This is a genomic window from Larkinella insperata, assembly GCF_026248825.1.
GTDB classification, from domain to species: Bacteria; Bacteroidota; Bacteroidia; order Cytophagales; family Spirosomataceae; genus Larkinella; species Larkinella insperata.
This window is the reverse complement of sequence record NZ_CP110973.1, coordinates 3,499,345-3,522,314: the sequence shown is the minus strand read 5'-3', so window position 1 is coordinate 3,522,314 and position 22,970 is coordinate 3,499,345. Positions and strand designations below refer to the sequence as shown.

The 22,970-nt window shown below is 52.8% G+C and carries 19 protein-coding genes; 7 read left to right on the top strand and 12 right to left on the bottom strand.

Translation table 11 applies throughout. The features are described 5' to 3' along the window. Nucleotides 1–2: 2 nt before the first annotated feature. From OQ371_RS14105 to mce, 3 genes are read right to left on the bottom strand one after another with little or no spacing between them, the layout of a single operon-like run. Nucleotides 3–608: a DUF4276 family protein gene (locus tag OQ371_RS14105; RefSeq protein WP_265988639.1), complete on the bottom strand. Its 606-nt coding sequence runs from the start codon at nucleotides 606–608 to the stop codon at nucleotides 3–5. After that, nucleotides 605–1,720 carry an AAA family ATPase gene (locus OQ371_RS14100; protein ID WP_265988638.1) on the bottom strand — a complete coding sequence of 372 codons (1,116 nt, stop codon included), beginning with the start codon at nucleotides 1,718–1,720 and terminating at the stop codon, nucleotides 605–607. The genes OQ371_RS14105 and OQ371_RS14100 overlap by 4 nt, the downstream gene beginning before the upstream one ends. Nucleotides 1,721–1,761: 41 nt before the next feature. Further along, nucleotides 1,762–2,172, bottom strand: a complete 411-nt coding sequence (mce, locus tag OQ371_RS14095) for a methylmalonyl-CoA epimerase (protein WP_265988637.1) — start codon at nucleotides 2,170–2,172, stop codon at nucleotides 1,762–1,764. Nucleotides 2,173–2,355: 183 nt separating this feature from the next. On the opposite strand from mce, the gene OQ371_RS14090 reads away from it, so the two are divergent. Continuing rightward, nucleotides 2,356–2,682 (top strand): HesB/IscA family protein, encoded by a 327-nt coding sequence (locus tag OQ371_RS14090; protein WP_111627125.1) that lies wholly within the window; start codon nucleotides 2,356–2,358, stop codon nucleotides 2,680–2,682. A 57-nt stretch (nucleotides 2,683–2,739) separates the two neighbouring features. Here the strand turns inward: OQ371_RS14090 and OQ371_RS26345 are convergent, their stop codons facing one another. The 5 genes from OQ371_RS26345 to OQ371_RS14070 form a co-directional block, all read right to left on the bottom strand. Beyond that, a complete protein-coding gene (locus OQ371_RS26345) occupies nucleotides 2,740–3,018 on the bottom strand; it encodes an energy transducer TonB (RefSeq protein WP_374761451.1) in 279 nt (92 codons plus the stop codon). Nucleotides 3,019–3,172: 154 nt separating this feature from the next. Next, nucleotides 3,173–3,604, bottom strand: a complete 432-nt coding sequence (locus OQ371_RS14085) for a nuclear transport factor 2 family protein (RefSeq protein ID WP_265988635.1) — start codon at nucleotides 3,602–3,604, stop codon at nucleotides 3,173–3,175. A 30-nt stretch (nucleotides 3,605–3,634) separates the two neighbouring features. Then, nucleotides 3,635–5,149: a glycoside hydrolase family 32 protein gene (locus OQ371_RS14080; RefSeq protein WP_265988634.1), complete on the bottom strand. Its 1,515-nt coding sequence runs from the start codon at nucleotides 5,147–5,149 to the stop codon at nucleotides 3,635–3,637. Between the two features lie 84 nt (nucleotides 5,150–5,233). Continuing rightward, the gene (gene metF, locus OQ371_RS14075) at nucleotides 5,234–6,193 is read right to left on the bottom strand and encodes a methylenetetrahydrofolate reductase [NAD(P)H] (protein ID WP_265988632.1); all 960 of its coding nucleotides are present in this window, start codon (nucleotides 6,191–6,193) and stop codon (nucleotides 5,234–5,236) included. 134 nt (nucleotides 6,194–6,327) lie between these two features. Beyond that, nucleotides 6,328–6,954 (bottom strand): response regulator transcription factor, encoded by a 627-nt coding sequence (locus tag OQ371_RS14070; protein WP_265988630.1) that lies wholly within the window; start codon nucleotides 6,952–6,954, stop codon nucleotides 6,328–6,330. Nucleotides 6,955–7,271: 317 nt separating this feature from the next. Between OQ371_RS14070 and OQ371_RS14065 the strand changes: the two genes are divergently transcribed. Next, nucleotides 7,272–8,351, top strand: a complete 1,080-nt coding sequence (locus tag OQ371_RS14065; protein WP_265988629.1) for a ScyD/ScyE family protein — start codon at nucleotides 7,272–7,274, stop codon at nucleotides 8,349–8,351. A gap of 108 nt (nucleotides 8,352–8,459) precedes the next feature. On the opposite strand, the gene OQ371_RS14060 is transcribed toward OQ371_RS14065, so the two are convergent. After that, on the bottom strand, nucleotides 8,460–9,209 hold the full coding sequence (locus OQ371_RS14060; RefSeq protein WP_265988628.1) for a porin family protein: 750 nt from the start codon (nucleotides 9,207–9,209) through the stop codon (nucleotides 8,460–8,462). Nucleotides 9,210–9,280: 71 nt separating this feature from the next. Continuing rightward, complete coding sequence (locus OQ371_RS14055; RefSeq protein WP_265988627.1) at nucleotides 9,281–10,564, bottom strand: M20/M25/M40 family metallo-hydrolase; 1,284 nt, start codon at nucleotides 10,562–10,564, stop codon at nucleotides 9,281–9,283. 238 nt (nucleotides 10,565–10,802) lie between these two features. Between OQ371_RS14055 and OQ371_RS14050 the strand changes: the two genes are divergently transcribed. After that, on the top strand, nucleotides 10,803–11,822 hold the full coding sequence (locus OQ371_RS14050; RefSeq protein ID WP_265988626.1) for a zinc-binding alcohol dehydrogenase family protein: 1,020 nt from the start codon (nucleotides 10,803–10,805) through the stop codon (nucleotides 11,820–11,822). 175 nt (nucleotides 11,823–11,997) lie between these two features. Then, complete coding sequence (locus OQ371_RS14045) at nucleotides 11,998–14,892, top strand: T9SS type B sorting domain-containing protein (protein WP_265988625.1); 2,895 nt, start codon at nucleotides 11,998–12,000, stop codon at nucleotides 14,890–14,892. Nucleotides 14,893–14,991: 99 nt separating this feature from the next. Here OQ371_RS14045 and OQ371_RS14040 read toward each other — a convergent pair whose 3' ends face one another. Together OQ371_RS14040 and OQ371_RS14035 are read right to left on the bottom strand one after the other, a co-directional pair. Next, a complete protein-coding gene (locus OQ371_RS14040; RefSeq protein WP_265988624.1) occupies nucleotides 14,992–16,770 on the bottom strand; it encodes a glycoside hydrolase family 9 protein in 1,779 nt (592 codons plus the stop codon). Nucleotides 16,771–16,858: 88 nt separating this feature from the next. After that, nucleotides 16,859–17,374, bottom strand: coding sequence for an RNA polymerase sigma-70 factor (locus OQ371_RS14035; RefSeq protein WP_265988623.1), 516 nt, complete (start codon nucleotides 17,372–17,374; stop codon nucleotides 16,859–16,861). Between the two features lie 395 nt (nucleotides 17,375–17,769). Here OQ371_RS14035 and OQ371_RS14030 point away from each other — a divergent pair, with 395 nt between their 5' ends. The 3 genes from OQ371_RS14030 to OQ371_RS14020 all read left to right on the top strand — a co-directional run bounded on the left by OQ371_RS14030 (nucleotide 17,770) and on the right by OQ371_RS14020 (nucleotide 22,860). Further along, complete coding sequence (locus tag OQ371_RS14030; protein ID WP_265988622.1) at nucleotides 17,770–18,012, top strand: hypothetical protein; 243 nt, start codon at nucleotides 17,770–17,772, stop codon at nucleotides 18,010–18,012. Nucleotides 18,013–18,220: 208 nt separating this feature from the next. Beyond that, the gene (locus OQ371_RS14025) at nucleotides 18,221–21,349 is read left to right on the top strand and encodes a SusC/RagA family TonB-linked outer membrane protein (RefSeq protein WP_265988620.1); all 3,129 of its coding nucleotides are present in this window, start codon (nucleotides 18,221–18,223) and stop codon (nucleotides 21,347–21,349) included. An 11-nt stretch (nucleotides 21,350–21,360) separates the two neighbouring features. Then, nucleotides 21,361–22,860 (top strand): RagB/SusD family nutrient uptake outer membrane protein, encoded by a 1,500-nt coding sequence (locus OQ371_RS14020; protein WP_265988618.1) that lies wholly within the window; start codon nucleotides 21,361–21,363, stop codon nucleotides 22,858–22,860. Nucleotides 22,861–22,970: the final 110 nt, after the last annotated feature.

The window sequence follows — 22,970 nt, the reverse complement described above, 5'->3', positions numbered from 1 at the left end:
GTTTAGTGACTGCTTAAGAATGTAACGACTTGCCGGTGGAAATGGTTGAACGAACGGGACTGCCGTGCGAGTTCGTCAAAGTCGGCTTTTTCGGCGATAGCCTGGGTCACTTCTTCCATTTTCCACTGCTTGGCTTTCTTATCTCCGTAAACCAATGCTTTTAAGTCGTCCTGATGTTTGCTTTCAAGGCTGTTATTGGTTGGACATTTCCCCGCATCCAATTTATATTTTTGGTAAGCCAACCAATGTTCAATCGCCTGGACAGGCACATAAAACTTGATTTTGTCACCATATCTATTTAGTATCTGTTTAACAGAGCCCTCAAGCTTCTTAAGCTCTTTTGCGTGTTGACTCTGTTCGGGTGTATGGTCAGAATCGTCCAAATCAACACCGATCAAGCACAAAGCGGCACCATCCTGAAAAGCGCTTTGCCCTAGCTTTGCAGCTTCAGCATAGACCTTGGATTTGCTCGGTTGCTTTTTTAAGAGGTCAATTTTACTTCGTTTGACCTGTAATCCGAGTGACGAAGCCATTCGCTGAAGGTAAACTGGTATAAACTTGTATTCGGAATAACCTTCAGCAATCAATGCATACTTTACTAGTTTCATAATTCTTCGGTGGGCACTCCTCCTAATAAGCCGTACATCCAGTTTTTGCCTAAATCATCAGTAAAATCAATTTCTTCTAACCCCTCTTTTTGGCTACGTTCGTGAGAATCATCAATAATCTTTTTCAAATTACGAACATAAGTAGCCCCCTCTTCATTTTTATCAAAGACAAAAACAGATTCAGGCAGGGATGAAAATTCATTAAGAACATTTTCATTATGAGAAGTTAGTATGATCTGAATATCCTTTTCATCCACAAGCCGAAAAATAAAATTCATTACTTCATGGATTCGACGCGGATGAATACCACGTTCAGGTTCTTCTAAAAGAAGTAATTTAGGAGGATTAGGCTGGTGAATTATACAAAGCAAAGACAAGAAATAAAGTACCCCTTCTGATACTTCATCGGCCCAATAACCGTTTTCTTCTTTATCAAAGAATCGTAACCCTAGCAAACTTTCATTCCCTATTTTTACTGGTGGTGTTGTAAAATTTGAAATCTCAGGGATACATTTTGATAGATCATACCGAATGTCCTTTGCTATCTTTGGGTAATTACTATTTATATAGAAGTAGAAGGAAATAAGATTAGAGCAGTCAGATGATAACGTTGTTTCATCTGCCGAGAACTCGACAGTTTGAGTGAGTTTTGATGGGTCTGGCCTAAAAATCTTGGTCGATATATAATCGAAAAACTCACCCCTATCTCTCTCGTAGGCTTGAAAACTTGTCGTTTCTCCCAATTCATTAGTAAACCAATAATCATCTTTCCATTCTACAAATAAATAAGAGTCGCTATCTTTTATTTCAGCAGTTTGAATATAATGGTAATTTTCTCTATCTTTTTTACCAAATTTTCGAGTCATGTATCCATTCGGACTCTGAACAAAATCGAATTCATACTTGATTTTCACTCTTTGATGCTTGTAAGAAACAGACTCAAGATCCATAATCTTTTGAGATTGTACACCCGTTATCTTGAAAAACTCCAGCGCCTTTAGAAAATTCGTCTTGCCCGAATTATTAGGCCCAATCAATAGATTAACTTTCTGAAGATCGAGTGTAACGTCTTTCAGGCTTTTAAAATTCTGGATGGAAACACGCTTTAGCATAATCAAATATCGGTTAATTCATCAATCCGTTTACTCCCCATTCAGGACGGTCTAATTTCCTGACACAACTCCACCAGAACCCCGTTCGTTTCCCTGGGGTGCAGAAAACAGACGAGTTTGTTATCGGCGCCCCGTTTGGGGGTTTCATTCAGAGGAGTAAAGCCCTGGGCTTTCAGGCGTTCGATTTCAGCGTGAATGTCCGAGACCTCGAACGCCAGGTGATGGATACCCTCGCCCTTTTTTTCCAGAAACTTCGCGATTGGGCTGTCGGGCCGCGTGGCTTCCAGCAGTTCGATCTTGGTCTGGTTGACTTTGAAAAACGAGGTGGTCACGCCCTCCGATTCAACGGCTTCGCTTTTGTACGGTTTTTCGCCCAACAACTTTGTAAACAAGGTATTGGCCTCCACCAGACTCTTTACCGCAATGCCAATATGCTCTACATTCGTCATCATGTTCTCTGCTTACCTCCGCTGCTCTTCGCTTAGCTCCGCGAAACAGCATTCGTTCTTTCGCCCAAGTTAACTAGTTATTTCGCAGAGTTGAGCAGAGAGTAAAGGAGTTCAGCGGAGTTTTTGAAGAAACTTTTCTTTTCGGCCTGCGGTTTTTACCTTAGTGATTAAATACTACGTACTGCTATGGTTTCGGTAACGGATAAAGCCAAAGATAAAATTATTGAACTTCGCCAGAAAGATGGCCTGAACGACGACTACGCCATTCGCGTGGCGGTTCAGGGTGGCGGTTGCTCGGGTCTGATGTACGATCTGCAATTTGATACGGCTCAGCAACCCAACGACCACATTGTGGAAGATAAAGGCATTAAAATTTACGTCGACCGCAAGAGTCTGCTCTACCTGGCTGGCACCGAACTGGATTTTTCCGACGGCCTGAACGGCAAAGGGTTCCAGTTTAAAAACCCGAACGCCAGCCGGACCTGCGGCTGCGGAGAAAGCTTCTCCGTCTAAAATTTTTCTTGATTAGGATTGTTTAAAGGCACCGTCGGCTTCCACGCGGTGCCTTTTTTATGGCCTGGGTGGGAAAAGGATTGGAATATGATAGATTACCGCATACGGTTTTCCCGATGCTGTTGCGGGTTTCCACCTGCGCATGCATCTTACTAATCGAACGGCTTCCTCATCACAGCCGTAACCAATACCTCTCAGTACTCGAACCGTTGAATCAGGAACGTACCCCAATGAATTAATGCAAAAACGAACCAATACCTGCCCCTGAATGCCGTTTTCCCGAGCCGCTTTCGGATGGCGCTGGTTCTTTTTGATGTAGGCCCCCAACGCTTTCATTCCACCCGGGTACTGCGGTTCTGTCATGTCTGGCTCGGTCCAAATGCCTCCATCAACTTCCACCTGCTGTCCGTACGCTGATCCGCTTAGCCAGCACAACCCAATCACTAGTAACAGATGTTTCATTTGTAGCCTTGGTCAGGTATCCAAACCGTCAATCCGGTAATTTCAGTGATTGCCAGGCCACCATCTGCCACTGTGGACCTTTCTTGACATACACGTCGAGGTAGCGCAGTTTGGAATTAATGGTTTGCCCGTTGTTGGTTGCCCGGACGAGACAAATACCGCTGATAATTGCCGTGTTGCCGTGTATCTGAATCTTTTGCTCCTGAACACCAATGGCTTCGTAGCGCTGTTTGCCGTCTTTGAGCGCCTGAATGTACGACTCCTTGGTGTCCTGCAACCCGTTCGAATGGTTGTAGACCAGATCATCGCCCAGCACGTTTTCCAGGACGGCATAATTGCGGGTAACCTGCGCGTCAAACCGTTGCTGCTCAACCGCTAATACGGCTTTTTCCGCAGCAGACCGCTGGGCATACAAAAACGGGCTAACCAGAAGCCCGAAAACGAGCAGAATGAATTTCATGGCAGAGTGGGTTTAAGACAAGTTTCTTACTTACGGCCAGACCGATTCAATATTCCGGATGGTGACCGCCCGAAAACCGTCGCCGAAAAACTCGAAGCCCTGGCTGTCGGGTTTGGGAAAGATCAGATTCGTTGAGGTGACCTGACCGTCATTGACAAACACCTCGACCGACGAGCGGTCCACAAAAATCTGCATTTTGATCCGGCCATTCGCCAGATCCTCCCGCTTCAACGGGGCCACAAACCGCCCGCTAAACTCTTTTTTAAAATCGGTTTTGCCGGAGCGTGTGCGGTCTACGTACACTTCCTGACGGGCGGTGTTGTAACCAATCAGCGTTTCTTCGCCCCCGCCTTTCCGCACTTTAACCCCCACATCGCCCGAAGCCGCGCCCGTCACCTCCGCTTCGAACGTCAGCACGTAAACATCGCCTTTAATGCGGTTTGAGTCCAGGCTGCGGTTTAATTCTTTGGTGTCGAGCCCGCGCCACTGAAAGCTGTCCGACGCGAGCGGACGGATTTCCTTCACCACCTCCTGCCGAAGCTCGTAGCCCTTTTTCATCTGCACGATCTTCAGTTCGCGCGGCAGGGTCATGGCCCCCCGGAACGGATTCGTCGGTATGTCGTTGGCGTATTGCCAGTTGTTGAGCCAGCCCAGGCTGATTTTGCGGGGCGTGTTGTTGTACGTGATGGCCGCGTAGTAATCCTTGCCGTAATCAACAAACCGCACATCACCCTGTTTGAAATCACTACGAAACGCTTTACCGTTGAAATCGCCGATGTAATACTGCATTCCCGAGCCACCGGCGGGCGTTCCGGCCCCGATTGAAATGAACAGCAGCCACTTCGTGCGCTTTGACCCCGCAACCGGTATTTCCAGCAAAGCCGGACACTCCCAGATATTTCCCGGCGTATCGGCCGACGCAAACTCGCCGGTTTTGTTCCACTGTTTCAGGTTGGTAGAACTGTAAAAAAGGGCTTTTTTCTCGGTCGGTAACACAACCGTCATAATCCAGCGTTTGGACGGTTCGTGCCAGAACACGCTCGGATCGCGAAAGTCTTTTTGGCTCAGGTCAATCACCGGGTTGGCCTCGTATTTTGTCCAGGTCCGGCCTTTATCCAGGCTGTAAGCAATGTGCTGGCTCTGATTATTTTCGCGGTGGTTCGTGTAAATCGCCACCATCGGCACGGCGCCGTTTTTGCTAAAACCGCTCGTGTTTTTCGCATCGACCACGCAACTGCCCGAAAAAATCATTCCTTTCTCGTCTTCGGCAATGGCGGGGGGCAGTTCTTTCCAGTGAAACAGATCCGGGCTGACGGCATGGCCCCAGGTCATGTGGCCCCAGCGAATGCCCTTCGGATTGTACTGGTAAAACAGGTGGTATTCCCCCTCGTGGTAGACCAGCCCATTGGGGTCGTTGGTCCAGTTGATGCGGGGCGAAAAATGGTATTGAGGACGGTATGGCTGGTTGTAAGCCGCATCCTGCGCAAAGCCCGACAACGCGTGCAGGGCCAGACCAAAAGCCAGGCCAATCAGCGTGAGTTTCATGGTAATGTGGGTTTAGAGTTCCTTTCTCCACTCCCGAAGGCGCTTTACTCGCTGATAAAGCGCCTTCGGAAAACAGGCAGGCTATTAAAAAATCTCCCGGGCAATTTTGATAACATTATCCGATTTGCCCATCGTATAGAAGTGCAGCCCCGGTACACCCGCTTTGGTTAGTTCCCGGCACTGCTGCACGCTCCACTCGACGCCTACCTGCCGCGCCTGTGCATCGTTTTCGCAGCCTTCAACGGCTTTGACCAAATCCTGGGGCATTTCGAGGTGAAACAACCGCGGCAGAACCTGCAATTGTTTGCGGGTACTCAGCGGTTTCAGGCCCGGAATGATGGGTACCGTAATGCCCGCATCCCGGCATTTCTGAACGAAATCGAAATACTTCTGATTGTCGAAAAACATCTGGGTCACGATGTAATCGGCCCCTTTATCGACCTTTAGTTTCAGGTATTTAAAATCGGTTTCGTGGTCGACGGCTTCAAAGTGTTTTTCGGGATAGGCGGCCACCCCAATGCAGAAGTCGCTGGGAGTCATCGTGTGGTCGCTCTCGTGCAGGTACACGCCCCGGTTCATGTTGGCCACCTGCTCCACCAGTTCACTGGCGTACGAATACCCATTGTTTTTGGGCTTGAAGGTATCGAACGGTTTAGCCGGATCCCCCCGCAATACCAGCACATTATCAATGCCGAGGTAATTCAAATCAACCAGAAAATCCTCGGTTTCGTCCCGCGTAAAACCGCCACAGAGAACATGCGGAACCGGGTCAACGCCAAATTTATGGAGAATAGCGGAACAGATGCCGACGGTACCGGGCCGTTTGCGGGTGATGATTTTGCTGATGGTGCCATCGGGTTCGGGCCGCTCGATGTACTCTTCACGGTGGTAGGTGACATCGATGAACGGCGGCTTGAACTCCATCAGGGGTTCAATGTTGTCCAGCAGATTTTTGAGATTGTCGCCTTTGATGGGGGGGATAACTTCAATTGAAAAGATCGTTTTTCCGTTTGCCTGACGGATGTGATCAGAAACTTTCGCCATGTGGTGTTGTTTTGGAACAGTAGTTACGACACGGACTGCTCCGCGCCGAAGCCGAATGAAAACAATGTACGGCCGTAGTTACCACCCAGCCGTACACCGGTACAAAAGTACAGTAAAAATTGGAGATAATCGGCTTATAACTTCACCAGGCCCCAGCGAACGGCCGTCATGGCCATGCCAACCCGGCTTTTGACCTGCATTTTCTGAAAAATTGCCTCCCGGTACCCGTCAACGGTCCGCGCGCTGACGCACATTTTGTCGGCGATCTCGGCGTAGGTCATATCGCTGCACGCCATTTTCAGGAAGGTCCGTTCCCGTTCGCTGAAATGATAATACTCCAGCGGTATTCCCTTGGCCGCTCCGTTCAGACTCCGAATAATCCGGTTGGTCATGAACTCGGAATAGCGATCGTTTTTGGTGCGGAGATGATCGAGGGCTTCGCGCAGGTCGGCCGGTCGGTTGCCTTTGGGCAAATAACTTCGGGTACTGCTTTCACCCCGGTCCCGCATCGACAACGCCAGCACTTTAATGGCGGGATGGCGCTCTTTCAGGTACTTGGCCGTTTCATACCCATCCATATCGGGCATGCTGATATCCAGCAATACCATGTCCGGGAGGGTTCCGCGGCCCAGGTACCGAATCAGGTCGCGCCCATTTTCGGCGACATAGCGTACTTCATACGTTTCAAACTCCTGGATCAAGTCAGACAGCGCCTGGGCCAGCAAGTGATGGTCTACGACAATTACGATAGAAGTTTTCACATGTATAGAGATTGAACTGTTTGAGTTAAGGCGCTGAAAATTAAGACAAATATCACCATATATGCAAGCCTTATTTTCCTAGTTCTCAGACAGTAATTTTACCTACACGTTGTCAAATTCACCGTTAAATAAAAACCTCATTTTGTCTTTTTGGTGGTAAATCCGGTTGATTGGCGAAACGTGCGGTTTCAACCAAAAAAATTGCTGCCAGATAATAAATTATGAATACACTGATTTGTCCGATAAATTACCTTGCAACGCATTTCATTTAAGTTCCTTCTACCTTTCAATCGTTTATACCTCAAACCATTTCGGGAATGACTACCTCATCCTTTTCACTTCGCTGGCTGCTGACGCTAGTGATTGTCGGAAGCTGCCTGTTCACGGTTACAAGCTGCCAGCAGCTCCTTCAGGACCACCAGTTTCCTAACCCCATGACCTTAACGGCAGCCCCCGGACCACCGGTAGCCGCCGGATTGCTGTCGCCCATCGGCCTGGCCGAAGACGACAAGGGCAATTTGTGGGTTACTCAGGCCGGGAGCGGCACGGTCAACAACGGGCAGGTATCGGTAATCACCCCAACCGGAACCTTCACCGCCATCGCCGGTTTTGCTTCGGCCATGAGCCCCGAGAATTCGCCGGAAGGACTTAACCACCTGGCTTACAAAGACGGTAAACTGTACATTCTGCACGGCACCGAAGATAAGCTCTACATTGTGGACGTTTCCGGCTTTGTTCCCGGCAGCAGCGCTCCGATTCAGGCCAGTTCACTAGCCGGCATCGACCTGGGAACCACCATTCGCAGTTTTCACCCCAACGCGCCGGACCCCGCGGATTCGAACCCGTATGATCTGACATTCGGGCCGGATGGCGATTTGTTTATCACCGATGCGGGCGCCAATGCCATCATCCGCCGGGACAAAGACAACGGCGCACTGAGCGTTTACGCCGTCTTCCCGGACGTTCCGAATCCGACCCCGGTGGGCCCGCCGACCATCGATGCCGTACCGACCGGGATTGTTTTCAACGGTACCGACTTTTTGGTCACCACCTTGGTAGGCTTCCCGTTCCCCACCGGTTTGTCAGCCATTTATAAAGTAAGTGGCAGTGCAGCGGCTCCCGTTACACCCATGGTTTACCAGGACAAATTCTCGGGCCTGACCAGCATCGCGCTGACGCCCGGCAACAAGCCCATCGTAACGGAGTTTGGTTTTTCGACCCCATCGCGCGTGGCCAACGGCGAGATGGACGGGGGCAATGCCAGCGGAAATTTGTTTTCGCCGGGTCTTCCGCCGTATGTCACCGCTGTTGACATTCTTTCCAGCAGCACCACAGACACCTACTATGCGCTCTATTATGGCCCGGGAATAATTGTAAAATTAACGGCTACGCACTAATTGAAAATAACTAAAGCGGCCACCCCAAATCGTTGGAGTGGCCGCTTTTTTATGGTATAATTTCCCGCTTTCCAAGACCGTTTTTCTCACGGTCATTCTAACCAGATGTTAAAACGTTACCAGCAGGCCCACTGATGCGTAGTTGATCCAGGTAAATGTGTAAATTTCCTGCGTATCGGCCCCGCCTTCCACCACCCGGTAGCCCGCTTTTAGAGACAGGGCAGGACTGAGTTTGTAAGCCGCTCCCAGAAAAATATCTTCCGCCCGGCCCGCCCGCGCACCCAGCGCGTCGCCCTCCAGCAGCACCGTCAAACGATCTCCGGGCGTGTATGCCGCGTAGAAGTTGACCAGCGGAACAAACCCGACGTTATCGTAACCCGTCTGCCGCGATTCGCCTTCAAACCGCACATTTGCATCCCGGATTTTCGCCGTAAGCCCCGCCCCTACCCGCCAGCGGTCGCGGGTCACAAAATCGTAACGATACGTCAGCCGGTACGAATTAAACTTGTAGAAAACCGTCGTCGGCTGGTTTGCCGGAAAAACGACGTTGTTGTAATTGATATCCTGGTTGAACCGCCCCTCATAACGAACTGTCAGCGGAGCGTACAAAACCGAAACCGTGTGCCGGTTGGCAATGGTGTAGCCCAGCCGGGCCCGGTAAAATACCTTGGGGTTTGTGCTCAACTGCTGAGCCAGATCAACGAGCGTACCGCCCTGATTCGGAATCCTGACATCCGTGTAGGCCGTTCCGAGTACCAGACCCGATTCAACGTCGAGCCGAAACTGGGCCTTAAGAGGCAGTGCGATCAGCAGCAGCAACACCGGCGCGATCGTTCGGGAGAGAAAAATACGGTTCATAAGCTAATTAAGCGTGGACATCGGATTAACTCGTCCGCCTTCAAATAGTTTTCTACAAACCGTATTCAGCTTCAGCGGGTCAGGCGGTACAGCAGCAGGGCGGCCCGCTGAATCAGCAAGGGATATTGCTTCAGGTTGATATCTTCCTCAATGCTATGCGCTCCCTTGCCCGACGCGCCCAGACCGTCCAGACAGGGCAGGTACTGGGCCACAAACGAAACGTCGCCCGCTCCCCGCGAACCCGGATCCCCCGATTGAACCGGCCCCAGCCCCATGTCCCGGCTGATCTGATCGACCACCTCCCGCAGCTTCTCGTTTTTTTCGGCCGGTTCCATAGCCGGAATACCGTCTTCAAACGTAATGGTGGCTTTGGTAATGGGCAGGCTTTTTTCCACGATTTCGCGCATCCGGGCGCGGGCGCTTTCTTTTTGTTTTTCCGTGATAAACCGCAGGTCGCCCTTCACCAGCGCCAACGGTGCCACAATGTTCGTCTTTCCCGTGGTTTCCCCTTTGGCGGCCTTGTCGTCGTATTTGATGTCTGATCCGCCGATAATCAGGCCGGGGTTGAACGTCAGGTATTGCTCCTGCCCCAGCACGCGCCGGAATTCGTTCAGAATGCGGGCGGTTTCGAAAATGGCCCCGTAGCCCAGATCGCTGAAGACCCGCGATGAATGGCCCGTTCGGGAGACCACCTTGAGCGTCCAGCTGCTGGAACCGCGCCGACCCGTTGTTACCGTATTCAACCCCTGCGCTCCTTCAAACGCCAGCGCAACGTCGCACTTGCGGGCCCGTTCAATAAAATCCCGGCGGCTCTCGCTGCCACCGCTGCTTTCTTCGTCGCCCGTAAAATAGGCCGTAATCGAAACATCGTCCAGCAAACCGTGCGCGTGAAGGGCTTTCAATGCCGCCAGAATCAGCACGTTGCCGCCCTTGATGTCGTTGGCGCCCTGCCCCGTGGCCGTCGAATCGTTCACGCGCGTAAAGGGTTCAAACGGCAAACTTTTCTCAAAAACCGTATCCAGGTGTCCAATCAAAAACAGCTTTTTCCCGCGTTTGCCCTGCCGGGTTGCCACCAGGTGTCCCGCCCGGTTGAGCGAATCCGGCAGCGCAATCCATTCCGTTTTGAAGCCTAGCTTCTCAAACTCAGCCGCGAGCAGTTTGCCATTTTCCCGCACGCCTTCCAGGTTGAGCGTCCCGCTGTTGATGTTGACGGTTTTCTCGAGAAACTTCTCCGTATCGGGCTGGTTCTGCCGCACGGTCTGGATAATTTTCTTTTCGACGGGTGCTAACGACTGGCTCCGGACGAGACAATGTCCCCCCAGGAGTAGCAAGGCACTCAGGTAAAACTTGATCATATCGAAAAATCTTCAGGTTGGTGGTCAAATTAAGAAGCTATCGGCAAAAAACCGCTTTTCTGCTCAATAAACGGCCGTCTAATGTAGGAAAGTGGCCCAATGCGTCCTGGTTTTCTACCAGAAATAGCAACAATTTGCCCCTGGAGTAGAATTATTTAGCCATCAATAACCATCTTCGCACTTAACCCGGTCGCACCTGCCTACTGTTGGGATTCAGGACCGGTACTCATCCCCTATCATGGAAACCTTAGTCTGCACAACGCCCGGCCAGTTTGAATACCGTTCCGGCCAGAAACCGGAAGTGACGCCGGGCCATGCCATTGTCAAAATCAAGCGCATCGGTATCTGCGGAACCGACCTGCACGCCTTTGAAGGAACGCAGCCGTTTTTTGAATATCCCCGCATTCTGGGCCACGAGCTGGCGGGCGAACTGGTTGATTTCGACAACGCCCCCGGTTTCGAAAAGGGCGAACAGGTTACCATCATTCCGTACTTCTACTGCGGAACCTGCGTGGCCTGCCGGGCCGGAAAAACCAACTGCTGCGCCCAACTGCGGGTTTCGGGCGTCCACATGGACGGGGGCATGGTGGAATACCTGAGCGTTCCGTCGTATTCGCTGGTGCACGGCGACGGGTTGAGTCTCGACGAACTGGCCCTGGCCGAACCGCTGTCCATCGGCGCACACGGCATTCGGCGGGCGGCTGTTCAGGCGGGTGAATTTGTGCTGGTGATTGGTGCAGGCCCCATCGGTCTGGGCGTGATGGAATTTGCCCGTATTGCGGGCGGGCAGGTAATCGCGATGGACATCAACGAAGCCCGGCTGGACTTTTGCCGCACGAAGTTACGGGTACCGTACACAATTGACGCCCGCTCGACCGACGTAACCGAGCAGCTCCGCAGCATCACCAACGGCGATATGTCCACGGTTATCATCGACGCCACCGGCAACCTGAAAGCCATCAACAACGCGTTCCAGTATATGGCCCACGGCGGGCGGTATGTGCTGGTCGGTTTACAGCGGGGGGAGGTCTGTTTGAGTCATCCGGAATTTCATAAGCGGGAAGCCACGCTGATGAGCAGCCGAAACGCAACCCGCCAGGATTTCGAACACGTTCTGAACTCGCTGAAACAGGGGCTGATTGACCCCATAACTTACATTACACACCGGGTGCAGTTCGGCCAGGTAAAAGACCAGTTTGCCGACTGGCTGAATCCGGCCAACGGTGTTATCAAAGCAATGGTCGAGCTGGATCGTTAAACCGTTCGCGGGAAGTTCTTTAAAGCCGTTCCGTCCAGCCGCGAACGGCTTTTTTTTGGAAGCTTTCGGCAAACCAGTGAAACGACTTTATTTTTTGGAAAGCCGATGGAGCGGTATCAGAAACCGGACAATCAGCCGTTTATAAAGCATACGTTGATCTCTTACGGTTCCTCCTATGAAAAGGTTTCTACTCCTGTTTTGCTGTGTAGGCTTTTGTCTGGCAACAGCATCGGATGCACTGGCAACGCACGTTCGGGCGGGCGAAATCACCACCCGCCGGATTTCCTCAACGGCACTGACCTACGAGATTACCCTAACCGTGTATTACGACGTTACGCGCGGGTCCGGCGGTGGGTATGATGCCGCCCTCGCCCAGCGGGATGTCAATTTTTGCTTTGGAGTCGGGCAGCAAATGCGCCGGGTGCCGCGCGTCGATGCCGAAACCCGGAACATCAATTCCAACACAACCATCAATATCTACCGAACCACTTACACCTACCCCGGCCCGGGCACTTACGATATAAGCTGCACCATCGTCAATCGAAACGAAGGCACGCGCAACATTCCGAACTCCGTACAGACCAATTTCAAACTACGGACAACCATCGTGGTTAACTCCGGTCTGGGTCTTAACAGCACCCCGGTTCTGCTGAATCCTCCCTTAGATTCGGCCCGCGTCGGCCAGAAATGGTGCCACAACCCGGCCGCTTTCGATGCCGACGGCGATAGCCTGGCTTACCGGCTATACGTTCCTTCCGGAAGGCAGTTTGAAAACGACGACGCTTCCTGCAGCCCGCTGCCCGTGGCCGGTTATACCGATCCGGCAACTATTGGTCGCAACCCCACCACCGAAGCCGGTACTGGCCCTGCAACGCTGACCGTTAACCCCATCACCGGCGATGTCTGCTGGGATTCGCCCGCCGAACAAGGCCAGTACAACATTGCTTTTATTGTGGAAGAATGGCGGGATGGCGTCAAAATCGGTGAAATCGTGCGGGATGTGCAGATCATTGTCACGCCCTCCATCAACAAACGACCCGAGTTGAAGGTACCGGATGAGATTTGCGTAGAAGCCGGAACGCTCATCAACGAAACCATCACGGCTACCGACCCCGATGGCAACCGGCTCGAACTAACTGGTTACGGCGGCCCGTTCAACAAAGGTGCCGATGGTACGACCCTCAACCTGGTTGCCAATCCAACCGCCACGCTGACGCCCTCCGGCGTTCAGAACAACCCCCTCACGGGCACGTTCCGCTGGCAGACCAACTGCGCCCACGTCCGCGCAGAACCGTATGACGTTATTTTCCGGGTTGTTGATTTCCCCCACGCTACCCAAACGCAACTCGCCACGCTGGGTTCTTTCCGGATCCGGGTTTACGCGCCCAAACCGCAGAACCTGACGGCCCGGCCCACAGCCGATGCGGCCGGACGGGCCATTGCCTTGTCGTGGTCGGCTTACACCTGCGGCAATACCGCACCGCCCGCCAACGCCCAGATGGTGATTTACCGCAAGGAAGGTTGCACTACCCTGACACCGGATGTTTGCGAAACGGGCATTCCCGCCGGATCGGGTTACGTGGAAGTGGGCCGGGTACCCATCGGTCAAACCAATTTTACGGATAACAACAACGCAGCCGGGCTGGCACGCGGGGTGGCATACAGCTACCGCATTGTGGTGCAGTACCCCCGCCCCGGCAGCGGACAGAGCGTGGTTTCCGATGAGGTCTGTATTTCTCTGCCCGAACAGGTGCCGCTCATCACCCACGTTACCGTCGATTCAACCGATGCCGCCCGCGGGGTCGTTACCGTCCGCTGGACGCGCCCGCCCGGTATCAACCCCAACGATGGCTCCGGGCCCTACCAATACCGTCTGCTGCGGGCAACGGGCCTGACTGGCACCGATTTTGCGCAGGTTGCCGCCATCAACACCACGCTTCAGGCCGGTGCCGCTGACACGGTATTTACCGACCGGGGCCTGAACACCGTGGCTAATGCGTATCGCTACCGCGTCGAATTTTACATCACCGATCCGGCGTCCGGCCAGTTGCAACGGCTTGATATTACTGAAAATGCCAGTTCAGTCCGGTTGACCGCTACGGCCGGGGTGCGTCGGGTGCAGCTGAGCTGGCAGGCCAATACGCCCTGGAGCAACGACAACCGCGTTCACCGGATTTACCGCAGCAAAACCGGCCCCAACGGTCCATTTAACCGCATTGCTGAGGTTGCCGTGCAGGGCGCGAATACCTATACTTACACCGACACGGGTGGTGACACGTATGCCGCCGACGGAACCGTTCCGGCCACCATGTCTACCGACAGCAGTTACTGCTACCGGGTCGAAACGGCGGGTCAGTATTCCCCGCCCCTCTCGGCGACGCTGCTCTACAATTTTTCGCAGGGCGTTTGCGCGATCCCCATCGATACCACCCGGCCCTGCCCGCCGGTGTTGTCCATCGACCAGCTCGATTGCGCCAGTCTGGCCGATGATGCGTTCTGTAACCAGCCCACGTTTACCAATACGCTGACCTGGCAAAACCCGTCAACGGGCAGTTGCGACCGGAATGTTGTGAAATATAACCTGTATTATACGGCCTGCCAGGACGATGAGCCGCAGTTACTGGCGACGGTCGATGCCGCAACCCTGACATACCGGCACGAAAACCTGACCTCGCTGGCGGGCTGTTATCAGGTTACGGCGGTCAGCCGGAGCGGACAGGAAAGCACGCCCAGCAACCGGGTCTGCAAGGATAATTGCCCATTTTTTGGTATGCCTAACGTCTTTACGCCCAATGGCGACGGTAAAAACGACGTATTCCAGCCGCAGCGGTGCCCGCGATTTGTGGAGTCGGCCGAGCTGACCATTATCAACCGCTGGGGAATGAAAGTCTACGAAAGCAGCGGTGAGGGCCTGCGGTGGGACGGTAAAACCAACCGGGGGCAAGACTTGCCCGGCGGGATGTATTTCTATCAGGTACGGGTAAAATTCAAGCGGCTGGATTGCAACGCCCCGGCGGAAGTTTACAAAGGCTGGGTCGAGATGCTGCGCGAATCCGGTGGAACAAACTAGTTGTCTCACTAAAAACAGACAGGCCCGGGTTGTTCCCGAGCCCACTGAAAAATCATATTTTCTGGATGACGGTGTAATCCATAATTAAACGAACAGGTTTTACTGCGCTTTTTGCAGGGCTTCCAAGGCGCCGGCCAGGTACACCAGCGGAGCGTTCCAGTTGATGGCAATTTCGTTGGAAGCGTACGAGCAGGAAGCATCGATAAACATTTCATCGGCCGATGTAGCCGTGTAGCCCGCGCATTTATCCTGCTTCGGCGCGTTTCCGTTGGGCCCGCCCGACAGCAGACCGGGAACCGGCGCTTCAATGCCATCGGCCACCGAGGGGCGGTGGTGTGGGTTCATCACCGGTTTGTCGCCGAAGCCCGTCACGAAGCAATAGCCGGTAGCGTTGCGGCCCAGCAGGTAATCGAGGTTGGTCAGGGCATTGCGCAGATACTTTTTGTCGTTGGTCAACCGGTAGGCCTGAATCAGCGCAACCCCCTGGTTGGCGGCTACAGAACTGCTGCCCCAGATGTAATCTTGCGCCGATTTGCCCATAACGGTCTGGTACGCCTGTTTATCAACGTCCAGAACCAACCCGTCGGCCAAACTGATCAATTGTTTTTTCAGTTTCGGAAAGTCCTTCTGAGCCAGTGGACTCAGGCTTTTTTCAAAACGGGCCAGGGTATAATAGCCCAGCAACCGAACCTGCGCCCACGATGGCAATGGCATTTTATCGTCGGGAAACAGGTTGACGGCTTGGTAATAGGCATCGTCTTTCGTGGTCACGTAAAGTTCGGCAGCCGCCCAGATCCACTCGTCGCTCGCGTCGCGGTCGCCGTATTCACCGGAGAGCACATCCGGATCAAATTTTTCATTCATTTCGTTCTGCCGGTAGAGCTGGTTCGGGTTTTTGCGGGCCCACGCCCACGCCCGAACGGCCGCCGTCACGCACGAATCCGCCAGCCCGGGCAGTTCCCGGCTGAACGGTTTGAAAATGCGCCCGGCCTGCGCCATCACGGCCGCAAAATCCAGAGCCGCCGTCACACTTTTCTGCACGACATACCGTTCTTTGTTGGCTTTGTCGGGCATGATCATGCCATCGAAGCGGGGATTGGTCAGTTTGTGGTACACCCCGCCGTCGGCCGGGTCCTGCATGGTCAGCATCCAGCGCAGGTTCCAGAGCGACTCATCCAGCAGGTCCGGAACTTTATTACCGCTTTCGGGAATATTGATTTCAAACCGTTGACAGAACTGCGGAAAATCTTCGTACAACGAAAGCAGCGTTCCCACGGTGATGCCCGAATTGACGATGTACTTGTTGTAATCTCCGGCATCATACCACCCCCTCGGCGACGACAGAACCGTCTCCTCCGGACGACCGGGCGACACCGCCGACGGATGCACCCGAACGTGCGTATCTTCCTGGACGTGCCCCGCCGGACGGCTCCACGTTCCGGCGTATTTAGCGGGCAGATCAACCGAAACCCGCTGGTAGTAAAAGCCTTTCAGCGAGCCAATGGCTACGGCGCGGTGTACGTCATTTTTGATTTCAAACGGATACGAGTGGCCTACACCCAGCACCACGACAACAAACGTCCCGGCGGTTTTCAGGCCCGAAAAGTCGGCCGTCCGGGCGGTTTTGCCCGAAATGGCATTTTGCCGGGCCGCGCTCAGTGTTCCTTTAAAAACGACCTTTTTTAAATCCGGCGTCGTTACCTGAAACTCGTCGGATGCCTCGCCCACGACAATGGCAATTTTAGCGGCATTCGGGTAGAAGCCGATCTGATTCAGGCGAATAGCCGGGGAAAGTTGCTGCGCCTGACTAATGACGGTGTTGCTACTCAGGAGCCAAGCCAGCAGAAAGAAAGCTCGAACGGTTTTAGGGAATCGCATTGCGGTAATTTTTCGCTAAAACTACGACGATTCCGGCTGAGTTTTGCCATCTTTCCACGGACGAAAAGACAGAAAAAACCCGCAACCGTTACACTACCTCAACGTACTCTTTCAGATGAGAACGCAGCCTGCGCAGTGACTGCATGATGTGGTATTCGACCGTGCGCTCGGGGATGGACAACGAAGCCGAAATTTGGCGGACAGACTGGTTTTCCAGCCGGTTTAGCCGGAAAATTTGCCGGGTTTTGTGGGGCAGGTGGGCAATTCCCTGCTCCAGCGCTTTGTTAAGATCTTCGTAGGCCAGCAGGTCTTCTGTTTGAAAATCGAGCTCTGCCCCATCGCGGTTCGTGGAAGTCTCGTATTTCTGCCGAATCAGCAGGGCCTTGATATGATTCAGAACCTTGTACTTCACTGCCGCAAACAAATACTTTTTCAAATCCTCAATTTGAAGGGTTTCCCGACGCTCCCACAGATCGACAAACAGATCCTGAATCAATTCTTCGGCGTTTTCTTCTGAATACAGCTTTTTACGGGCTACCGCAAAAAGCGGTTGCCAGTATCTTCGGTAAATCGTCTGAAAAGCCGCTGTGTCTCCTGCTTGCAAGAGCTTTACTAACACAACATCGCTCAAGATTGAGTATTCCATAAAAGGTCGCTAAAGTGGGTCAGGGTACGTACCCGCCAGTATGAAAAGTACTGACGGAAAACAATTTTATATTCTAAGATTCCCATTTTCCAAGGCGACAGCATCCTGTACTTACCTGTGCGTGTTGTTCGGCACCCGCAACCCTCCTGATTTCCGAACCACAGATTGGTGTTTCCAAGTGGCTGGCTATTACCAAGTTGCGATACTGCCCAATTAAGGCAAATAAGACAAAACTCATAAAGTTTCGACATCCGGCCCCCTTATATATAAACATTCTATGATTCAACATAACGATTTGCGGTTTCGCCAGTCAGAATTGACTTAGCTGTATAGTCCCGGCTTTATCCCCAAGCATGCAAACGAATCGCAACGGATTTTCAGAGTTGCTTCAACGCTACATCGACGGTACCTGTTCCGCAGAAGAGCAACAGGTGATGGACTATTGGTATAGCCTATTGGGTTCAGAACCTGCCGGAAAAACCAACGCCCTATCCGACGATCAGCAGGAAGCCCTGCTCTGGGCCAAGATTCAACGGCGGCTTCGGGCTAAAATGGATTCTACTTTGAAGCCGTGGCGAAAGCACGACGGCTCGTAACGCGTATCGAATTACTTACTTATTCCTAACCCTTACTTTCAACCCTTATGCGCCTTCCCACAGCACCGACTGACTAACCACCCAACTCTTTTTCAACAGTGCGTCGGGAGAATCTTTCCCCGCATGCAACATCCCTGCTTCCTACTTTCCAGCAGGCAGTGCAACTGTAACTATCATCTGTTTAGTCCATCCCTTAACAAAAAGAGCAATGAAAAAACGCTTACCAACACGGCCTTTACCGGGCACTTTAAGGAAGGTTTCGCTCACTCGCCTATGCCTGCTTTTACTGGCGATCCTGAGCCTGTCGGTTCGGGCCAACGCGGCCATCGACCGCCCGGTGTCCGGAACGGTGAAAGACGAGAAAGGCGAAGCCCTGCCGGGTGTCAGCATCGTTCTGAAAGGAACAACCCGGGGAACCACCAGCAACGCCGACGGCAGCTACCGGCTCGATGTGCCCGAGAACAATGCCATCCTGATTTATTCATTTGTCGGTTACCAATCGCAGGAAATCAACGTTGGCAGTCGCACTAAAGTCGATGTCCAACTGACCGTCGGCGACCGATCTCTCGAAGAAGTGGTGGTGGTAGGATACGGCTCACAGCGTCGGCAGGACATTACCTCGGCCGTATCCACAATCAGTATGAAAGACATTGGTGAACAACCTTCCAACAACACCAACCAGCTCATTCAGGGCCGGGCTCCGGGGGTAGTTGTCAAGCAAAAAGCCGGAACGCCGGGTGGCTCGTTTGAGGTCCGGGTTCGGGGAATTGGTTCACTGGGGGCGGGTAGTAACCCGCTGTACGTTATCGACGGCTTTCCGGTGGGCACCGATGTGGGGCAAAACCTGAACCCAAACGATATTGAAAGCATTTCCATTCTGAAAGATGCGGCTTCGACGGCTATTTACGGAGCCCGGGGCTCGAACGGTGTTGTGTTGATTACCACCAAAAATGCCAAAGACGGCAAAACCAACATCAACTTTTCCCTGGACTACGGTATTCAGACTGTACCAATGTCGCGACGCGTGAAAATGCTGAACGGGCCGGAATTTGCGCAGTTCAAGAAAGACGTTTTCATGGACCAGATTCGCATTCTGCAGGGCCGCGAACCGTCAATTGAAGAAGTGCCCATTGGTTACCGGTATCCCGAACAAACCAAATATTCGACGGACTGGTATGACCTGATCATGCAGAAAAATGCCCCCTATAGCGACGCCAACCTGACCATATCGTCGGGCGGGGGCCCGCTCAAAGCATTGCTGTCAGTTGGTTACTACAAAGAAAACGGAACCATCAAACAGACTAACTACGATCGGATTTCCGTGCGGACGAACCTGGGCGGTCAGGTCAACAAGTTCATCAATGTCGGTCTGAACATCAACGGTTCCTATACCAAAAATAACCTGGCCAACACCAACGGCCGGAGCGCCCTGGTGGGTGGAGCCTTGCTGATGGACCCGCGCGCTACGCCTTACAACGAAGACGGCTCACTCATCCCGTACATCAACGGGGTTGACGGGGTTTTTGGGTTTCCGAATCCGCTTTTCGTACTGGAAAACGTTCTTCGGCGAAGAAACATCGCAGATGTGCTGGGCAACGGTTTTATCGAAGTTTCTTTTCTGAAAAACTTTAAATTCCGGACTTCGGCCAACATCAAGCTCAACAACAACACCTACAAAGAGTTTGTCCCTTCAACCATTGGTTTGTCGGTAGCAAACGGTACGGCGGGTGCTCCCCCGCGTATTGCCACGCAATCCGATAATACGGAAGAATTGACCAATTACGCCCTTGATCAACTGCTGACCTACACGCCTAAAATTGGGGACAACCACAGCTTTGACGCACTTGTAGGCTACACCGCCCAGCAGGAGCGGGTCCGTGGGTTTACGGGTTCGGGGAATACCTTCCCGGACGATATGGTTCCGTATCTGGGGGCGGCTTCGATCCGCTCGGCAAACTCTTACGAGTTTGGCTGGACAATGCTGGCTTTCCTGAGCCGGGTCAACTATTCCTACAAGGATAAATACCTGTTCTCGGCTTCGTACCGCCGGGAAGGCAGCTCACGGTTTGGCGCGCAAAACAAATATGGTGATTTTCCGGCGGCTTCGGTGGGCTGGCGTATAACGGAAGAATCGTTTATCCCCAAACCCAACTGGCTGACGGACCTGAAAGTGCGGGCCAGCTGGGGGGTAACCGGAAACAACGACATTGGTAATTACCCAAGTTTAGCCTTTGTCACCGCTAATAACTACATTCTGGGCAACGCCTTCGCTCCGGGCAAGGTGGTCAGTTCGTTTGCCAACTCCGGGTTGAAGTGGGAAAAATCCAATCAGTTGGATATTGGTATGGATCTATCCCTGTTCAACAACCAGTTGAACTTCAATTTTGAGTATTACAAGAAGATCACCAACGACATGCTGTTGCCGATCTCGATTCCGGCGGTATCCGGTTTTACCACCAGTTTGGATAACATCGGAAAAGTAGAGAACCACGGTATTGAGCTTGGGGCGGATTACCGCATCAGCCTGGGGGCCCTCAACGTGCGCACAAACGCCAACATCTCCTTCAACCGCAACAAGATTCTGGCAATCAAGGGGGCCAACGACGCGCTCTGGTACGGCAGCTTCTACGGCGGTTACAACGTACAGAAAGTGGGCCGCCCGATCGGGATGATTTACGGCTACCGGAAACTGGGTATTTTCAATACGAAGGAAGAAATTGAAGCCTGGCCGAAACAGGATGGAGCCATTCCGGGCGCTATGAAGTTCTGGGATGCCAACGGCGATGGTCAGATTTCGTACGATACGCAGGATATGGTGGAAATTGGCAACCCAAACCCGGCCTTTACCTGGGCCTGGACTGTAGCTGCCGATTACAAAAACTTCGACTTCAACATCATGTTCCTGGGCGCTCACGATTTCGACGTGTACCGGAACATCGAAGCGTCAACGATGAACATGGATGGCGTGTTCAACGTACTCGACAAGGCCAAAGACCGCTGGCGGTCGCCCTCCAACCCGGGCTCCAACCCGAACGCGAAAAACTCGCAGGGCGGCACAAGCTACTTTAAATGGTCACGGGAGAGCAGCGAGCGGTATGTTTACGATGCAAGTTATACGTGGTTGAAAACCATCACCATCGGCTACACCTTCCCCCGCGTTAAGTCGGTTCTGAGCAATGCCCGGATTTTTGTGACCGGCAACAACCTGTTCATGTTCACGAAATACCCCGGCAACAACCCGGATGCGGGCGTAAGAGGGGGCAACGAACTGAACAATGACGACGAGTCCTATCCGGTTCCCAGAACGATGGCTGCAGGTATTAAACTTAACTTTTAATTGTCACGAAAATGAAAAAAATAACCGTCATAGGTGCGCTTCTGCTTTGCATGACACAGTTTTCGTGCAAGGACGATTTCCTGGTAACCACCGACCCGACCCGGATCGGCACGGACCTATTCTATAAAAATGAAACCCAGTTCCAACAGGCCCTTAGTGGGGTATATGGCCAGTTACAACAAATTACAAGTTCGGCTTATATTTTCCAGGAATTTCCGTCCGACAACACCACGCTCGATTTTAACCCGCTCGACCGCGGGGGAGCCGCCGGTTGGGAAGCCTTCGAATTTTCGACGGTTAACCAGGGAAATGGCGAGATCTCTAACATCTGGAACCTCTACTACTCGGCTCTTTACAACGTCAATTACACCTTGGAGAAGCTGGCAACCAGCTCCCTCGACGCCGGCGTAAAGGGGCCGATCGAAGGTCAATTGAAGTTTCTGCGGGCGTACTTCTATTTCCACCTGGTTCAGTATTTCGGTGATGTGGTGCTCGTTACCTCCACCCTTGCCAACCCCAATCAGGCGTTTGATCTGGTGCGCTCTCCGCAGGCCGATGTCTGGGCCCAGATTGAAAAGGATTTGAAAGAAGCTGTCGCGCTGCTGCCTGCAACGTATCCGGCAGCCCAGGTGGGCCGGATTACCAAAGGCGCGGCACTCGGTATTTTGGGGAAGGTGTATCTGACCCAGAAAAAATACACCGATGCCGTTTCGACCCTGAAAGAGATTTTGCCGCTGGGCTACAGCCTGAATCCGGCTTATGCCGACAATTTCAATCCCGCCCGCAAGAACGGCCCGGAATCTTTGCTCGAAATTCAATACCAGGGCGGTAACGACCTGGGCGAGTGGAGCAACTTTGCCTACGTCTTTGCACCCCGGCTTTCGGCGGGTGCCATCACCGGCTTTGCCAACACGGCCCCTGCCGGACGGAATATCCCGACGAACGATCTGATTGCGGCCTACGAAACCGGTGATCTGCGGAAAGATGTTTCCCTGAAAACCAGCTACACGCTCAATGGTACGGTTGTTCAGATGCCCTACATCATCAAATACACCTACCCCCACACCATTACCGGCCGAACGGATAACAACTGGCCGGTGCTGCGCTACGCGGATGTGTTGCTGATGCTGGCCGAGTCGATTAACGAAGCCACCGGCCCCTCGGCGGAAGCCTTCGACTACCTGAACCAGGTCCGGAAGCGGGCGGGGCTGGCTCCCAAAACGGGCCTCGATAAAGTTGCCCTACGGGATGCCATAATGAAAGAGCGTCGGGTGGAACTGGCCTTTGAGAATCAACGCTGGTTTGACCTGCGCCGGACCAAAACGCCCGCGGAACTGGCCGCTTTCATGAACGCGTACGGGGCGAAGGAAAAAGCCAAACCGACGGTCGACCGGGGTGGAATTGCCTTCAACGCCCAGGATTACGTCTTTACGGAGAATGAATATTACCTGCCGATTCCGGCTCCGCAAATCCTGATCAACGCCAAATTGACCCAGAATCCGGGCTATTAAAGGAAAGTGCAGGATAGTTTATGAGAAAAAATGCACCTTATTGGACGGATTAATGTAAATTTAGGATTGATCCATGCCAGTAAGGTGCATTGATGATTACTTTTTGCTCA

Coding starts and splice junctions, on each gene's coding strand:
- OQ371_RS14105 (WP_265988639.1), bottom strand. CDS start 608: ATGAAACTAGTAAAGTATGCATTGATTGCTGAAGGTTATTCCGAATAC.
- OQ371_RS14100 (WP_265988638.1), bottom strand. CDS start 1,720: ATGCTAAAGCGTGTTTCCATCCAGAATTTTAAAAGCCTGAAAGACGTT.
- mce (WP_265988637.1), bottom strand. CDS start 2,172: ATGATGACGAATGTAGAGCATATTGGCATTGCGGTAAAGAGTCTGGTG.
- OQ371_RS14090 (WP_111627125.1), top strand. CDS start 2,356: ATGGTTTCGGTAACGGATAAAGCCAAAGATAAAATTATTGAACTTCGC.
- OQ371_RS26345 (WP_374761451.1), bottom strand. CDS start 3,018: ATGAAAGCGTTGGGGGCCTACATCAAAAAGAACCAGCGCCATCCGAAA.
- OQ371_RS14085 (WP_265988635.1), bottom strand. CDS start 3,604: ATGAAATTCATTCTGCTCGTTTTCGGGCTTCTGGTTAGCCCGTTTTTG.
- OQ371_RS14080 (WP_265988634.1), bottom strand. CDS start 5,149: ATGAAACTCACGCTGATTGGCCTGGCTTTTGGTCTGGCCCTGCACGCG.
- metF (WP_265988632.1), bottom strand. CDS start 6,193: ATGGCGAAAGTTTCTGATCACATCCGTCAGGCAAACGGAAAAACGATC.
- OQ371_RS14065 (WP_265988629.1), top strand. CDS start 7,272: ATGACTACCTCATCCTTTTCACTTCGCTGGCTGCTGACGCTAGTGATT.
- OQ371_RS14060 (WP_265988628.1), bottom strand. CDS start 9,209: ATGAACCGTATTTTTCTCTCCCGAACGATCGCGCCGGTGTTGCTGCTG.
- OQ371_RS14055 (WP_265988627.1), bottom strand. CDS start 10,564: ATGATCAAGTTTTACCTGAGTGCCTTGCTACTCCTGGGGGGACATTGT.
- OQ371_RS14050 (WP_265988626.1), top strand. CDS start 10,803: ATGGAAACCTTAGTCTGCACAACGCCCGGCCAGTTTGAATACCGTTCC.
- OQ371_RS14045 (WP_265988625.1), top strand. CDS start 11,998: ATGAAAAGGTTTCTACTCCTGTTTTGCTGTGTAGGCTTTTGTCTGGCA.
- OQ371_RS14040 (WP_265988624.1), bottom strand. CDS start 16,770: ATGCGATTCCCTAAAACCGTTCGAGCTTTCTTTCTGCTGGCTTGGCTC.
- OQ371_RS14030 (WP_265988622.1), top strand. CDS start 17,770: ATGCAAACGAATCGCAACGGATTTTCAGAGTTGCTTCAACGCTACATC.
- OQ371_RS14025 (WP_265988620.1), top strand. CDS start 18,221: ATGAAAAAACGCTTACCAACACGGCCTTTACCGGGCACTTTAAGGAAG.
- OQ371_RS14020 (WP_265988618.1), top strand. CDS start 21,361: ATGAAAAAAATAACCGTCATAGGTGCGCTTCTGCTTTGCATGACACAG.